The organism is Caballeronia sp. LP006 (assembly GCF_031450995.1).
Lineage (GTDB): Bacteria > Pseudomonadota > Gammaproteobacteria > Burkholderiales > Burkholderiaceae > Caballeronia.
Genome location: NZ_JARTVW010000003.1, coordinates 669,428 through 684,487, shown reverse-complemented (window position 1 = coordinate 684,487; position 15,060 = coordinate 669,428). Strand labels below are relative to the sequence as shown.

Here is a 15,060-nt window from a genome sequence, read left to right as displayed (position 1 = left end):
GAGACGCCCTATGCCGACTTACCTCGTATCTGTCACGGACGGACTGCTTTCCGATGACGCGAAAGCAAACATCGCGCGCGAAATCACCCGAGCGCATAGTCAAGCCACGGGTGCGCAAACTTTCTTCGCGCAGGTCATGTTCAGCGCGATTCCACGAGGGGCTCATTTCATGGGCGGTAAGCGGATCGATACGAATCATATCTTCGTGCATGGACACATTCGCGCAGGAAGAACGCCTGAGCAAAAGGCCAGGTTGCTTGCCGATATCGTGGAATCCCTTCATCGAATCTCGAAGTTGGAAAAGCGTTTTTTATGGGTTTATCTCTCCGAGTTGCCGCCTGCGAACATGATCGAATATGGACAAGTCTTGCCTCAACCTGGAACTGAACAACAGTGGCTTGACGGGCTCCTTGAGGCAGATCGCGCCTATTTGCTGGGGCTTGCGGGCACACCGGACTGATCGTCGACTCACGCTCTTCGATTATGTTGGCGGGTCATACGAAATTATTGTTTACGGCTTGCCTCAAGAATCACTTACGCTCGTCGATACGGACGGGGATGCTATCTAAAACTTCGATCGACCTAAACGTATGACGATAGCATTCCCCACCGCCATTACCAACGTCGAGCAGCGCGCTTAAGAATCGCTAAAAAGCAATCGAGGTCCTTAAGAAAGCGCCCCAAGGCATTCCCGCTTATTCCAAATCAATCTGCAATACGCTTAAAACTGACGTAGTAATCTTCAGTGTAATAGCAGTCGTTAGTCTGTTTGCGCTGTCCACCGCACACGATGCGTCGTTGCCCGCGATCCGTCGCGCCCGGCGTGCGCACGGTATAGGCGCGGTAGTAGCCACGCGGATGTTGCGGCAGCATTGCGGCGCTATTGCGGAACATGACACCGTCCTCGGCGAAGGGGAACGGACCACCGGCCTTGATCAGACGCAGTGTCTCAGTCGCCTCGCCTGGCAATTGCGCTTTGGTGATAGCGGTGACGGCGGCTGGCGCGCTGTGTTCCTGCGTGGCCGATGCGGCTTGCGTACCGCTCGCGACCTGTCCTGGTTGGACTGGCGCCTGACTCGCTGATGCGCCCGCATCTGGAGTCGCGCTTCGCGATCCGTCTTTGTTGCATGCGCAGAGGATTGCGCTCAAGGTAAAAATGCAGCAGAAAGCCAGAGTTCGCTTCACGAAGTTGTTGTCCCCGGATTGACCAGCATTCGATTACTGCAAGCGGTTCAAGAATAGCGCTAGTAGCAGCCTGAGGCAATGTTCGCGCGTTGTCGACGAAACCGCACCAACGATGCTTTAAGAACTCAACCAGGAAGCGCAAACGAAAACGGCCTAAAGGCGCAGGTATCGCGCCTTTAAGCCGCACTTTGAATACTCCGTCACCTCGTTCGATCGTTTCAACCCTGAACCACTGCCGAACGAAGCGAATTCGACACCCTAAAGCTTAGGGCTTCGGTGCCGACGACGGGATCGGGGCAGCCTTCGTCGTGTTCTTGTGATGCTTGCGGTGATGCTTTTTAGTCTTGGTTCCACTTGCGGGCTGCGCGGCGTCGGCCGTCGTGGCAGCCAGAGCTGCAGGGGCTACGGCAGGCGCCGAAGCCTGTGCGAATACACCAACGGAAAACAGAGCGGCGATCGATGCGGCAACGAGTTGCTTTTTCATGGCGGTCAGGCCCTTCGTGGTTGTTTAACAGTGTCGCGGCTTAAGTACCGCGAGTACTTGCTTAACGCCTCGCCACGCTATGTGTTGACACGCATCGAAAAAAAATTTCCGGTCCTTGTTGGAAGACATCCCTGACAAGCCAGCTACTTAATCTCCTTCAATGTTGTAAGGTCTACCACGCCATTCTGACTGGTAAACGCAGGGCCATGCCCTGCGCTACTTCCTTGCGACACCCCGCTAATGCGATGGTCCGCGCTGTCATAAGTCTTTAACGTGCCGTTGTCTTCGATTAAAAGTCGCTTCGCATCCGCAAAGAAGGCGTAGCGCAGACCGTTCTGTGCACCACTCGTTTGCGGCTCGCCGAGATTGTCCGGCCACCAATGTTCCATCGGCTTCATGGGCTCCATCGGTTGCATCGGCGTCATGGGTTTCATGGGCTTCATCGGTTCCATCGTGTTCCTCGTGAGTTGAGCGCTGGCTTGAAGGTCATACGACGTTCACTGTCAGCAACACGCGTACCGCCTTTCATTCTGATTCACGACGCGGGCGCTTTAGCCCCCGAGGAACTGCACCGCGTTGTTGCAGAGCCAATCCTCGCGAACCTGATCCGCCATCCCAAGCGCATCGAACTCGTGCAAAGCCTTGTCGACCGGCATCATCGGAAACGCGGACCCGAAGATCATGCGCTTCTTAAGCACTGTCTTGCCGTATTGCAAAAGCGGCTCGTAACCCGAGTGCGCGGTGGCAAGCAGCTTCGGCCGCACAGCCACGGTGCCTATCCATACATTCGGATGCCGCCACGCCACCGCAAGCAGTTCATGCACCCACGGCCATCCCGGCGGCGAAGCGCATACCCGCAACGCGGGCAACGTCATCATCACGCGATCGAGCGCGGCAGGATGGCCATGCATCATCGAGGTATGCGTCGAGAAGTTCGTGCCGCAATGAATATTCACCGGCACGTTTAATTCGACACATTTGCGATAAAGCGGAAACAGCAAGGGATCGTCGATAGCCAACTTATGCTCGAAGCCCTGCACATTCAACCCACGCAGACCGAGTTCGCGCACCGCCGTCTCGAACTCCGCGACCGCCGCATCGCCTTTATGCGGATCGACGCCTGCAAAGCCGATGTAGCGCTCGCCATGCGTGTGACAAAACGCAGCCACGTGCTCGTTCGCTATCTTCACGCCGAACGTGCTGGTGAGATCGCGCGCCTTCAACACGACATGTCGCGCCTTCAGTCGCTCGTAAGTCGCGAGATAGTCGTCGAGTGGATCGACACCATTCGCACTCGCGACTTGACGCTCCGTACCCTCGTACACGCGCCGATAATTCGCCAGATGAGTGACAGGACCGTCGAACTGCAACGACGGAGGACGGCTCGAAAAGTCCACGAACATGGGCAGCTCCGGCAAGCGTCTGGCGTTACCGCCAACGCGACTCCTGACGATCGAAGGTATCGACGAACGGATCGGTTGTCTCGGCAATCAGGCGTTTTTTCGCGATCTTGCGCGAAGGCGTACGCGGAAAATCGCCGACGATATATTGCAGATAACGCGGCACCTTGAACGACGCGAGATGCAGCGCGCAATGCTCGAACACCGCCGCGGGCGGAACGTCGCTATGCGTGAGTCCTTCGCGCAGCTTGAGGTACGCCTTCACTTCCTCGCGACGCAGCGGATCGGGCACCGGCACGACTGCGGCTTCATCGATCGCATCCATGCTGCGTAGAACGGTCTCCACTTCGGTTGCCGAGACATTCTCGCCCGAGCGCTTGATCATCTCCTTGATGCGTCCCACGATGAAATAAAAGCCCTTTGCATCGCGTCGAAACAGATCGCCCGTGCGAAACCAGTCGCCATCGAAACTCTCGGCGTTGGCCTCTGGGCGCTTGTAGTAGCCCCATAAAATGCCGCGCCCGCGAATCCAGAGTTCACCGACTTCATCCATATCGGCGATACTGCCGTCATCGCGACGAACCTGCAGTTCACGAAACGGGGCAGGCAGACCGCAAGTGCGTTCGAGCGCCTCTTCATGGGCCCACGCGGGCACGAGTGCGCCCGTTCCTACTTCGGTCATGCCGAAGCCTTCGCGGGCAATCACGTTGAAGCGCGCCTGCACTTCTTCGCGCGCGCTTCTGGTCCATCCGTAGATGCTCACATATTTCAGGCATACATCGGCGTCGCGTTCGCTCCGTGGATGCGCGCTCAAGGCAGGCTCGGGAAAGATGCAGTAGTGAATCCGGTAATCGATGAGCCACGACATGAAGCGCGTGAGACTCATGCGCTCGGCAATGTACGCGGTGCCACCGAGCTTAAGCGTCATCAGGAACTGCCACATCGGGTCCATGTAGAAGAACGGCGCCCAGATCAACACGTTCTCGATGCCCGCTTCGGGCCCGCGCCTGTTACGCGCCGCACCGTGGCAATGAATCATCCAGTAATCTTGAGTCAGCATGCAGCCCTTCGGAAAGCCCGTCGTGCCTGAGGTGTATTGCAGATTCAACAGGTCGTTGCGCGACACCGTTCCGGGCGCATTGAACATGGCGCTGCCCGCATCGAGCAAAGCCTGCCATTGCAGCGGATGCTCGCTCTCGCCGCACACGATCACACGTTCCCATGCAAGCAGTGCGGGCAGCGTGGGCGCATCGGCGAGACGCGGCAGGAATTCGGCGTCGATCACAAGATACTGCACGTCGGCATCGGTAAGGACGAACATCATTTCGTCCTGCGTGTAGGCGGTGTTCACGGGCACCATGACCGCGCCGATACGACCCAGCGCGATCCACGAGATGGGAAACTCGGGCGTGTTCTTCAACATCAGTCCAACGTGACAGCCCTTGCGAATACCGCGCCTGACGAATGAATCGGCAAGCTGTGAAGCCGCGCGATCGATTTGCGCATACGTCATCTCGATACCGCGATCGAACCACACCGCAGCGGTCTTGTCGCCATATAGCGCGGCCTGTTCGCGCACGAAATCTCCGAGCGATTCAGGCAATGCGAGTTGCTCCTGACGCTTTCGACGGACGAGTTCGTCCGCCACGGTCGGCGACTGTGTCTTCATACATGCTCTCCACGAAATTCGAAACCTCGCACGGCGAGGCGCGCCTGTCGCGCGTATTTAGTCTTGAAGAATGATCTGGCAATCCTCCGGCGCCCAGTCGACGAGCACCGGTGCGCCGCGCTCATGTTCGGCGCGCCGCCGTGTGCCCTGTTGCTGGACGACGATCTGCGTATCGTCGGCAAGACGCACGTGATGACGCACGACGCTGCCGAGCGTGATCGAGTCTTCGAGGGTGCCGGAATGACAGATGCCATCGACAGCATGATCGTCAGGCGGCCGATGCGCGGACGTCATTCGCACGCTTTCCGGTCGCACCAGTAGCTTCACGGCCGCACCGCGCGACATCGTCTGCGATGCCGTCGCGGCGCGCAGCATGCCAAGCGGAGTCGACACGACCACATGCGTCCCGATGTCGTCCTGCACGGTGCCCGAGATCAGATTGGCCGTGCCGATAAAGCTCGCCGCGAACGCCGTGCGCGGCGAACGATACAGTTCGTCGGGCGTCGCGATCTGTTCGACGCGCCCCTGATTCATGAGCACGATGCGCTCCGACATCGAAAGCGCCTCGTCCTGATCGTGCGTGACGTTGAGCATCGTGATGCCGAGTTCCGCATGCAGCCGGCGAATCTCGAGTTGCATCTGTTCGCGCAGCTTCTTGTCGAGTGCGCCGAGCGGTTCATCGAGCAAGATCAACGCCGGGTTATAGACGATGCAACGCGCAAGCGACACACGTTGCTGCTGGCCCCCCGACAGTTCCTTCGGCTTGCGCATCGCGATGTCGGGCAAGCGCACCATGTCGAGCACGTCCCTTACCTTGCGGCGAATCTCGTCCTTCGGCATCTTGCGCACGCGCAGCGGGAACGCAATGTTGTCGAAAACGGTCATGTGCGGCATCAGCGCATAGTTCTGGAACACCATGCCGAGTCCGCGGGCACTCGGCGGCGCGTTCGTGATGTCGACGCCGCGCACGAAAATCTGCCCGGACGATGGCGTGACCATTCCCGCTATCACGTTGAGCAGCGTAGTCTTGCCCGAGCCGCTAGGGCCGAGCAGCGTGACGAACTCGCCTTGCTTCACGCTGAAGTCGAGCGGCGCGAGCGCCTGCACTTCGCCGTAGCGCCGCGAGACCTGCTTCAGTTCGATCATGTTCATCGTCGGATTCCGTGAATGATGCCGCTCAGTGACGCTCGCTGCGCATCACGACTTGCGCCGCGTTGTGGCCAGGCACGCCCGTCACGCCGCCGCCCGGATGCACGGATGCCCCGCATTGATAGAGTCCCTTCACCGGTGTGCGATAGTCCGCGGCGCCCTGCACCGGCCGCCTGAAGAAGATCTGATCCGCGCTCAGTTCACCGTGATGCACATGACCGCCCGGCAGCGCGAAGATGCGCTCCAGATCGGCGGGCGAAAGCACTTGCGCATCGTCGATGCAGTCGCGAATATCGGGCGCATGCAACGCAAGCGTATCGAGCACGATATGAAAGAGACGTTCGCGCTGCGTGTCCCATGTTCCTTCGCGTAACGTATAAGGCGCATGCTGGCCGAAGATGCTCATCAGATGCTTGCCCGCAGGCGCGACGCTTGGGTCCATCACGCTTGGCGTCAACACGACGAGCGGCGGTCGCGGCGATATCTCGCCGTACTTGGATGCATCCCACGCGCGTTCGAGATACTCCACCGAAGGTCCGATACGAACTTGCGCCGGATAAGCAAAACCTGCTGCATTGGAATCGAAATCCGTGAAAGTGGGCAGGCGTCGCAACGCGAGATTCACTTTGAACGCGGTGGAACGGTCGCGTATCTGCGCGACACGCGCGAGAAATTCGGGCGGCACGTAATCCGCATCGACGAGTTGCTGAAACAGGATCTTGGTCGCCACGTTCGATATGACGCAACCCGCTTCGATCGATTCGCCCGATGCGAGCCGCACGCCCGTCGCTCGTCCGCCGCTTATCTCCACCGACGCCACCGGCGCATTGCAACGCACCTCCATGCCATGCGCCCGCCCCGATGCCGCAATGGCTTCGGAGATGGAACCCATGCCGCCGCGCACGAAGCCCGCCGGCCCCTCGTTCGTGGTGTGATCGCGAATGAAGCCGCGCAGCAACACATACGCCGAGCCGGGCGAGCAGATGCTCGTGGCCGCTCCGCCGCACGAGGCGTAGAAGCCCAGCGCCGCGATCATCTGATCGGACTCGAACCAGCGCGCCAGGTAATCGCGCGCGCTCAGCGTGAGTACGTCGTACAAGTCGTAGAACTGCTCGCCCATATCGCGGAAACGCCAGGCGAATCCAAGCAAACGCCCGCGCGCGCCGAGCGCGGCATCGGCGGGATCGGGCGGAATCTCCCAGAGCATCTCGGCGACGACCTTGCCGAGCCGAGCCATATGCACGCGATACTTACCGTATGCATCGGCATCGGCGCGGCTAAAGCGCGCGATATCCGCATGAAGCCGTTCGCCTTCCCCGCGAAACACGAGACTCTTGCCATCGCCAAAGAGATGCAGCATGGGCGGCGGCACGACGATCTCGTAGCCGTACTTCGCAAGCTCGAGTTCGCGGATGATACGCGGCTGCAACAACGCCATCGTGTAGGACGCGGTCGATACGCGATACCCCGGCCACACCGCTTCGCTGACGGCCGCGCCGCCTGCGAGTTCGCGCCGTTCAAGCAGACATACCTTGAAGCCTTTGCGCGCGAGATAAGCACCGCACACGAGGCCGTTGTGTCCCGCGCCGATGATCACCGCGTCGTACCTGTTGGCCATGTTGGTCTCTAGTTCAAGTTTAGTCGGCGGACGCGTCGCGCCGTTGCAAAGCCATGATGCCGATGCACACCAAAAGCGATATCAGCGTGAGCAGCGTCGAGACGGCGGCGAGCACCGGCGATACTTCCCAGCGGATCGCGCTGTACATCTTGACCGGCAAGGTCGTGGTCTGCGGTCCCGAGATGAAGTACGCGACCACCACCTCGTCGAATGACAGAAGGAACGCGAACAGCACGCTCACGGCCACCGACGCGCGTATCTGCGGCAACACCACTTGAAAGAAGATGCGCACGCGGCTTGCGCCCATCAGAAGCGCGACGGCTTCGAGCGATGCATCCGCGTGACGCAAGCCCGAGCCCACCGCAATGATCACGAACGGAACGACGAGCACGGCATGCGCGAGCGCAAGTCCCCATACCGTGTTGACGAGCGAGAGCATCGAGAACTGCTTATACACGCCAAGACCGAGCACGACGACGGGCACGAGCATGGGCGTGATGGCGAAGGTTTCGAGTACGCGCTTGCCCGGAAACCGGCCGCGTGCAAGCGCATAAGCGCCTGGCACACCGGCCGCTATCGAGATTACCGATGCCAGCAGCGCGACCATCACGCTCGTCACACACGCGCCCCACCATGCCGGATCGGCGAAGAACTGCCGGAATAGCGCAAGCGAGAGGGTCTTCGGCGGAAACGTCAGTTCGCTGCCGCCGCCGAACGAAATCGGCACGATCACGAGGCTTGGCAGCAGCAGGAACAAATAGCCGCACCACCCGCCGATGGAACCGAGCACGCGCATGAATACACGCGAGTCGCGGCGCTTCGGTTCGGGCTTGACGAATTCGTTGCTGACACGCGTTGCGGTATCCATCATGCGAGCGCCTCCGTGCCGCGCTGAACACGTCCGAGCACCGCGATCAGCGCCCCGGACAGCACGAGCAGCATCACCGCGATGGAAGCGGCCAGCGTCCAGTCGAGCGTCTGCCGCGTGTAGAAGTCGATGAGGTTGGCGAGCATCATGTCGCGCGGCCCGCCGAGCAACGCGGGCGTGATGTACATGCCCATGGAGAGCGTGAGGCACATGAGAACGCCTGCGAACACGCCGGGCATCGACAAAGGCAACGTGATGCGCGCGAAGATCATCGCGGGACCTGCGCCCATGAGTTCGGCGGCGAACTTGAGGTTGCGGTTCTGCGTGGTGAGGCTCGTGAGAATGGGCAGCACCATGAACGGCAGAAGATAGTTGGTCATTCCTATCACGACGCCAGTGCGGTTGAACATGAGGTCGGGATGCCATGTATCGCCACTCAGCCATCCCGCGAGTTTCGCGACGATCCCCGCGCTGCCCAGCACGACGGTGAAGGCATAACTCTTCACGAGCACGCTGGTCCAGAACGGCAACATTACCATCACGAGATACGGCGCGCGCTTCGACATGGGCATGCGGGCGAGATGCAGCGCGACGATATACCCAAGCACGAGATTCGTCGCCGTGGCGAGCGCGCTGATGATCATCGTGTTGCCGAGCACGCGATGTATGAGCGCGCTCGTCAGCACCTGTTCGTAGCCGCGCAGCGTGAACGCGTGTTCGTAGATGCTCGACCAGCCGACTACGCCGAGCGGCCACAAGAAGAACACCGCGAGCAGGCCGTAGAGCGGCAGCAGCATCACGACGACGGCCTTCAGGTTCAGCGTGTAACTCATCGCGCGCCCCTTGTTTTACGCTACTTTATGTCAGCATCCAGGTCGTGAAGCGGTTTTGCAACGCGTCGTAGTGATCGCCCCACCACGTGTCGTTGATGATCACGCTGTTCGGATCGTGCATGTCCGGCATGCGCGCCTTGGCGGCGGCGGATACGAGCGGCATGGCCTGCACCGCGTTCGGCGCGAACTCGACCATCTCGCAGAATGCGGCCTGGCGGTCGGGGCGCAGACAGAACGCCACGTATTGCATGGCAGCTTGCGTGTTCTTGCCGTACTTCGGCACCGCGAGATATTCGAGGCTGTTGAGCGTCTGCTTCATCGACATCTGCACCGACGTACCCGCTCTTTGCGCGGGCAAAACGCGGCTCAGATACGTGTACGTGAAATCGAGTTCGTTACTCGCGATAAGCGTCACCGTCTCCGGCGTCGTCTCGATCCACTTGCGCACACCCGGCTTGATGCGGTCCATCGCCGCAAAGGCGCGTTCGACATCGAGCGGGTAGAGCTTGTCGGGCGCGACGCCATCCGCGAGCAACGCCATCTCCAGGTTCTCGCTCACCCGTGGGCGCAAACCCCGACGACCCGGAAACGCTTTTACATCCCAGAACTCCGCGTAGGTCGTCGGATGCTTGCTGCCGCGCTTCGGGTCGAAGCCGATCCCGCCCGCATACGAATACGTGCCGACGAAGTCCGCGCCCGTCTCCGTGATGAGGCCATCGGTCTTGACGATAGCCGGGTCCAGTTTCTCCCACATGCCCTGACGCGAACCCGCGACGATCTGCGGTCCAATGCTGTCGAACACATCCCACGACACATTCTTCGATTCGATCTGCACCTTCATGCGCGCGAGATCCGCGCTGTTGACGAGATTCACCGCGATGCCCGTCTCTTTCGCAAAGGGTTCGGCGAACGAGGCACGCACCGCCGCTTCATAGGCGCCGCCCCAGCATGTCACGCTGATGCTCTTTGCCTGCGCACGCACAATGGCCGGTGCGCCGAGCAGCGCGGTGCCGGCGAGCGCGCCGGCTTGCAGCAGGAAGGTGCGTCGTGAAGGCGACGGACTGGTCGATACGGTATCGGCTTGAGATAGTGGCGCGTTCATGTCGGTCTCCATGCGAGGTCGGGGCACTGCTTCATCCGGCGATCCAGATCGCCTTCCAGTCCATGTATTTGTCGAAGGCGTGCATCGACTTGTCGCGGCCGAATCCCGATTGCTTGAAGCCGCCGAAGGGCGAGGACATGGTGCCGCGATCGAAGCAATTGACCCACACCACGCCCGCCTTCAATTGACGCGAGACCTGCTGCGCCCGCGCGATGTTCGAGGTCCACACCGCGGCGGCGAGGCCGTAGATCGTGTCGTTGGCGACGCGCACCGCTTCCTCCGGCGACTCGACCGTGATCGCTGACAGCACCGGCCCGAAAATCTCCTCGCGCGCGATACGCATGTCGTTGCTCACACGATCGAACACGGTCGGCTCGATGAAGTAGCCGCCCGATTCCGGCCGCGCGGTACGCCCGCCAGCGATGACACGCGCGCCATCGGCACGACCCGCATCGATATACGACATGACCGACTCGTGCTGTGCCTGGCTCACGATCGCACCCATCTTCGTGGCGGGATCGAGCGGGTCGCCGGGCACGAGATCCCGCGCGATGGTCGCGACTTTCTCCAGCAGTTCATCGCGTACCGCCGCGTGTACGATCAGCCGCGAACCCGCGTTGCACACCTGTCCGCTATTGGCGAAGATACCGGCCGCCACGGCGCGCGCGGCGGCGTCGAGATCGGGGCAGTCGTCGAGCACGATATGCGGGCTCTTGCCGCCGCATTCGAGCCCGATGCGCTTGATATTCGACTGACCCGAGTACTGCATGAACAACTTGCCGACAGCGGTCGACCCGGTGAAGCCGACGGCATCGACATCCATGTGCAGACCGAGCGCGCGCCCCGCCGTTTCACCGTAGCCCGGCACGACGTTGAGCACGCCAGGCGGCAGACCCGCTTCGGCCGCGAGCGCGGCGATGCGAATCGCGCTCAACGGCGATTGCTCCGCGGGCTTGAGGATCACCGAGTTGCCTGCGGCGAGTGCGGGGCCGAGCTTCCAGCTTGCCATCGAGAGCGGATAGTTCCACGGCACCACGGCCGCGACCACGCCGAGCGGCTCGCGCACGATCATGGTGGTCACGTCGGGTGCGGCGGGCGCGGTTTCGCCATAGAGCTTGTCGATGGCCTCGCCATACCACTGGATGCAGGTGGCCGAACTCACGATGTCGCCGTTGTAGGCATTGGTGATCGGCTTGCCGACATCGAGCGATTCGAGCAGCGCCAGCTCTTCGCGATGCGCCATGATCAAGCCCGCGAATTTGAGCATGACGGCTTTGCGTTCGGCAGGTGCGGCGCGCGACCAGACGCCGGATTCGAAGGCGCGTCGCGCGCTTCTGACCGCGACGTCCACGTCTTCCGTTCCGCATTCGGCGACTGCGGCAATGGTGCGGCCCGTGGCCGGGTCGATGGTCGCAAAGAGCTTGCCGGAGAGCGCGTTCACATAGCGCCCGTCGATGAACGCGCGGCCCTCGGGCCGGATTTCTTGCGCGCGGGCGCGCCACACCGATGCGTCGGGAATGCTCACTGCAAAGCTCCTTGAGTTGGGTCGATTGCCTGCGTGCCTTTCAACATCCAGCGTTGAAATCAAGTGTAGGGTTTCAAAAGTATGAAAACCAATACATTCTGATAACCTTGTTCCTGCCAGAAAGTTATACCTTCGACGGGTCCGCCATGCTCAAAGTGCGTCATCTGGAAATCTTCCGCGCGGTGGTCAAGGCGGGCAGCGTGTCCGCTGCGGCACGTCTGCTCTACGTGTCCCAGCCTGCCGTGACCAAGACTCTGCGCATGCTGGAAGAAGACATCGGGCTTACGCTTTTTCTGCGTGTGAAGGGGCGGCTCGTATGCACGCCCGAGGCGGAGGCAATCCTGCCGGAGATAGAGCGGTTGTTTGGCAGCGTGCAATCGATTGCGCAGACCGCACGCGAGATTCAGGAGGGCCAGCGCGGGTCGATTCGCGTATCGACGGTCTCCATGCTCGCAACCACTATCGTCGCGCGCGCGGTCGGCAAGTTCCGCGAGACGCATCCGCAAGTCGAGTTCGATATCAGGGCGTTGCCTACGCGTCACGTCGTCGAATACGTGAACAACAATCAGGCGGATTTCGGCATTCTGGATGTAGCCGCGCCTTCAGGCACGCTCGAGGTGGAGGAGTTCTGTCGCGCCGAACTATGCTGCGTGATGCGTGCGGAGCATCCGCTTGCTGCGCGCAAGACGGTCACGCCTCGCCTTCTGGATCACGAGACGCTCGCGACCTTCGGGGAAGATACGTTGACGGGATGGCGCCTGCGCGAAGCCTTCCGCGCGCAGGGACGGGTCTTTACGAGCGCGTTCGTGTCCAACAGCACGCCGGTGCTGTGCGCGCTCGTGCGGGAAGCCAACGCGGTGGCGCTGGTGGACCCTTTCTCGCTGATGAGCCGTTCGTTTCCGGACTTGATTGCACGACGATTCTCGCCGGCCGTACCGGTCGAACCGCGCTTTCTCTTTGCGCCTGGCAGACCGCGGTCGGTCATCGTCAATCAATTCGTCCTTCAATTGAAGGAGACTGCAGCGGAGTTCGTGATGGGGTGAGTCTTTAGGTGCATGCGTTAGGGACTAAGGCCGACTCGTGCTTGCAGCGAGCGCCGAAGTATCGGCTGTCATGCGATTCTCACCCGTTTCGATCTTGCCGACGGCGACAGCGCCACTCTCCGAATCACCCGACGTGCGAGTGGACCAGAGCGTAATGCCTGCCAGTGCAACGAGGCAGACCGTCGTCCATGCGGCTACGGTGCTCAAGTGATCGCGCAGACGCCTTGGCATCCGCAAAGCAGGCTTGCTGGCCTCGACGATCTCGGGTGCCGGTTTCTCCATCACGAATCCGCATCTCGGGCAGTTCGCTACTTCCGTGCGTGCTTCCGCGCCGCATTCCTTGCATATGATGGAAAACATCCGTACCTCTGTCCGCCTCGTGTGATCGCTCCTGAGGTAACGACACGGCGCGCGCGATCTTTAGCTTTCTCCCTCGAAACGTGAGGTTTTATGCGTTTTCGGTTGATCCGGTGCGGCGCCTTTCGACGGGGCAAGCCTGTGCGCAGCGCCGACGACATCGCCCGAACGCGATGCCTTCGTCACGCGTATGACGGCGGGAATCGCATGCTGTAACGCACAGCCCGCGCGTCTCGTCAAAAATGCCATGCTGCTCGACGGATTTCGGCCCGGCATTCCTGCCGGACTTTTTGCGCTATGCCTTAAACACTTTCGAGCGCGAGCGCGATGCCCTGCCCTCCGCCGATGCAAAGCGTCACGATGCCTCGCCGCACGCCATCGCGACGCATCGAGTGGATTAGACGCGTGGTGAGCACCGCGCCCGTGGCGCCGATGGCATGACCATGCGCGATAGCGCCGCCATCCACGTTCACGATGTCCTCGGGAATCCCGAGTTCAGCTATGACGGCGAGCGGCACTGCAGCGAAAGCCTCGTTGATCTCGAAGCGCTCCACGTCGCCCAGCTTCCAGCCCGCGCGCTCCAGTACCTTTGTCACGGCCGGGGCCGGTGCGATGCCAAACAGCCCCGGCTCGACCGCCGATACCGCGAAAGCAACGAGCCGCGCCGAAGCGACTACATCTAACGATTCAGCCGTGGCACGACGCGTGACAATCATCGCCGATGCGCCGCTATTCAGGCCCGGCGCATTGCCTGCGGTGATGGTGCCGTCCTTGCGAAATGCGGGCTTGAGCCGAGCAAGCGTTTCGAGGTTGGTATCGGGACGCGGTTGCTCGTCTGTATCGAATGGGGACACGCCTTTTTTGCCATGAACGTTGACGGTCACGAGCTCGTTTGCGAAGTGACCTGCATCTCGCGCATCGCTGAAGCGCCGTTGCGAACGTTCTGCCCAGCGGTCCTGCGCCTCGCGGCCGATGCCGTACTTGCTGACGAGGTCTTCCGTGTGCCAGCCGGAGTGCTGGCCCGAGAACGCGTCGTCGAGTCCATCGCGCAACATGCTGTCGATGACCTGTGCCGCGCCCATGCGTTGACCCCATCGCGCCGCAGGCAGCAGATACGGCGCGCGATCCATGTTCTCCATGCCACCGGCGATAACCACGTTCGAGATATCGAGTGCTATTTCCTGAGCCGCCGATGCAATTGCCTGCGCGCCTGACCCGCATACCCGATTCACCGTGACAGCAGGCGATGCCACCGGAATGCCGCCGTTGATCGACGCCTGGCGCGCGGGATTCATGCCGCTGCCTGCCTGGATGACGTTACCCATGATGACTGCATCGACCTTTCGCGGCGCCAGACCCGCGCGACGCACGCTCTCGCGGATAGCGGTGGCGCCCAGCTCCGTTGCCGCCACTTCTTTCAAGCTGCCGCCAAAGGCTCCGATTGGCGTGCGCACCGGCGCGCATAGAACGATTTCGTCTTTGAACATGACATTCTCTCCATGGTTAGTGCATATGCACATTTTTCCATGGATTTGAGAAGCTTGCAGAGACGATGGGTGGTTAAGCGTTCGACGGCGGGACGACTCGATCAGGGCCGGGATGACTCCAAATAGCACTCTGCGCGTTAGCAAAGTTGAGTTGTTTCGATATTCGAAGTGTGGACGGCGGTAGCCAAGGACTCGTGAGACTTGGCTGGGACTAGATTTTTTTCACGTCTCTGTCTTGCGGACCAAGAGGACCTTCCACTGTGTCTGTTCAGGACAGTCATTTTCGAAATTTATGTCGGCTCCATCAAAACACAAATGTTTCTACTGATCTTTCTCAACC

General features: G+C 60.9%; 15 protein-coding genes. 2 read left to right on the top strand and 13 right to left on the bottom strand.

What is annotated here, in order from left to right:
* Nucleotides 1-10: 10 nt before the first annotated feature.
* Nucleotides 11-460 carry a tautomerase family protein gene (locus tag P9250_RS07725; protein ID WP_310392160.1) on the top strand — a complete coding sequence of 150 codons (450 nt, stop codon included), beginning with the start codon at nucleotides 11-13 and terminating at the stop codon, nucleotides 458-460.
* A gap of 245 nt (nucleotides 461-705) precedes the next feature.
* Here the strand turns inward: P9250_RS07725 and P9250_RS07720 are convergent, their stop codons facing one another.
* The 11 genes from P9250_RS07720 to P9250_RS07670 form a co-directional block, all read right to left on the bottom strand.
* A complete protein-coding gene (locus P9250_RS07720; RefSeq protein ID WP_250468338.1) occupies nucleotides 706-1,185 on the bottom strand; it encodes a ribonuclease in 480 nt (159 codons plus the stop codon).
* Between the two features lie 265 nt (nucleotides 1,186-1,450).
* Nucleotides 1,451-1,669, bottom strand: coding sequence for a hypothetical protein (locus P9250_RS07715; protein ID WP_310392158.1), 219 nt, complete (start codon nucleotides 1,667-1,669; stop codon nucleotides 1,451-1,453).
* A 143-nt stretch (nucleotides 1,670-1,812) separates the two neighbouring features.
* Nucleotides 1,813-2,121 (bottom strand): hypothetical protein, encoded by a 309-nt coding sequence (locus P9250_RS07710; RefSeq protein ID WP_250468340.1) that lies wholly within the window; start codon nucleotides 2,119-2,121, stop codon nucleotides 1,813-1,815.
* Nucleotides 2,122-2,220: 99 nt separating this feature from the next.
* The gene (locus P9250_RS07705) at nucleotides 2,221-3,072 is read right to left on the bottom strand and encodes an amidohydrolase family protein (protein ID WP_250495253.1); all 852 of its coding nucleotides are present in this window, start codon (nucleotides 3,070-3,072) and stop codon (nucleotides 2,221-2,223) included.
* 25 nt (nucleotides 3,073-3,097) lie between these two features.
* Nucleotides 3,098-4,738: a class I adenylate-forming enzyme family protein gene (locus P9250_RS07700; protein ID WP_310392156.1), complete on the bottom strand. Its 1,641-nt coding sequence runs from the start codon at nucleotides 4,736-4,738 to the stop codon at nucleotides 3,098-3,100.
* Between the two features lie 57 nt (nucleotides 4,739-4,795).
* A complete protein-coding gene (locus P9250_RS07695) occupies nucleotides 4,796-5,890 on the bottom strand; it encodes an ABC transporter ATP-binding protein (RefSeq protein WP_310392154.1) in 1,095 nt (364 codons plus the stop codon).
* Nucleotides 5,891-5,915: 25 nt separating this feature from the next.
* Nucleotides 5,916-7,505: an NAD(P)/FAD-dependent oxidoreductase gene (locus P9250_RS07690; protein ID WP_310392152.1), complete on the bottom strand. Its 1,590-nt coding sequence runs from the start codon at nucleotides 7,503-7,505 to the stop codon at nucleotides 5,916-5,918.
* A gap of 19 nt (nucleotides 7,506-7,524) precedes the next feature.
* Nucleotides 7,525-8,376, bottom strand: a complete 852-nt coding sequence (locus P9250_RS07685) for an ABC transporter permease (protein WP_250468345.1) — start codon at nucleotides 8,374-8,376, stop codon at nucleotides 7,525-7,527.
* Entirely contained in the window at nucleotides 8,373-9,206 is an 834-nt protein-coding gene (locus P9250_RS07680; RefSeq protein WP_310392150.1) for an ABC transporter permease, read from the bottom strand. The genes P9250_RS07685 and P9250_RS07680 overlap by 4 nt, the downstream gene beginning before the upstream one ends.
* Nucleotides 9,207-9,231: 25 nt before the next feature.
* Nucleotides 9,232-10,308 carry an ABC transporter substrate-binding protein gene (locus P9250_RS07675; RefSeq protein ID WP_310392148.1) on the bottom strand — a complete coding sequence of 359 codons (1,077 nt, stop codon included), beginning with the start codon at nucleotides 10,306-10,308 and terminating at the stop codon, nucleotides 9,232-9,234.
* Between the two features lie 31 nt (nucleotides 10,309-10,339).
* Nucleotides 10,340-11,833, bottom strand: coding sequence for an aldehyde dehydrogenase (locus tag P9250_RS07670; protein ID WP_250511642.1), 1,494 nt, complete (start codon nucleotides 11,831-11,833; stop codon nucleotides 10,340-10,342).
* Between the two features lie 146 nt (nucleotides 11,834-11,979).
* On the opposite strand from P9250_RS07670, the gene P9250_RS07665 reads away from it, so the two are divergent.
* On the top strand, nucleotides 11,980-12,876 hold the full coding sequence (locus P9250_RS07665) for a LysR family transcriptional regulator (RefSeq protein WP_244832438.1): 897 nt from the start codon (nucleotides 11,980-11,982) through the stop codon (nucleotides 12,874-12,876).
* 24 nt (nucleotides 12,877-12,900) lie between these two features.
* Here the strand turns inward: P9250_RS07665 and P9250_RS07660 are convergent, their stop codons facing one another.
* Nucleotides 12,901-13,158, bottom strand: a complete 258-nt coding sequence (locus tag P9250_RS07660) for a hypothetical protein (protein ID WP_310392146.1) — start codon at nucleotides 13,156-13,158, stop codon at nucleotides 12,901-12,903.
* Between the two features lie 377 nt (nucleotides 13,159-13,535).
* Complete coding sequence (locus P9250_RS07655) at nucleotides 13,536-14,720, bottom strand: acetyl-CoA C-acyltransferase (protein WP_309847040.1); 1,185 nt, start codon at nucleotides 14,718-14,720, stop codon at nucleotides 13,536-13,538.
* Nucleotides 14,721-15,060 lie beyond the last annotated feature (340 nt).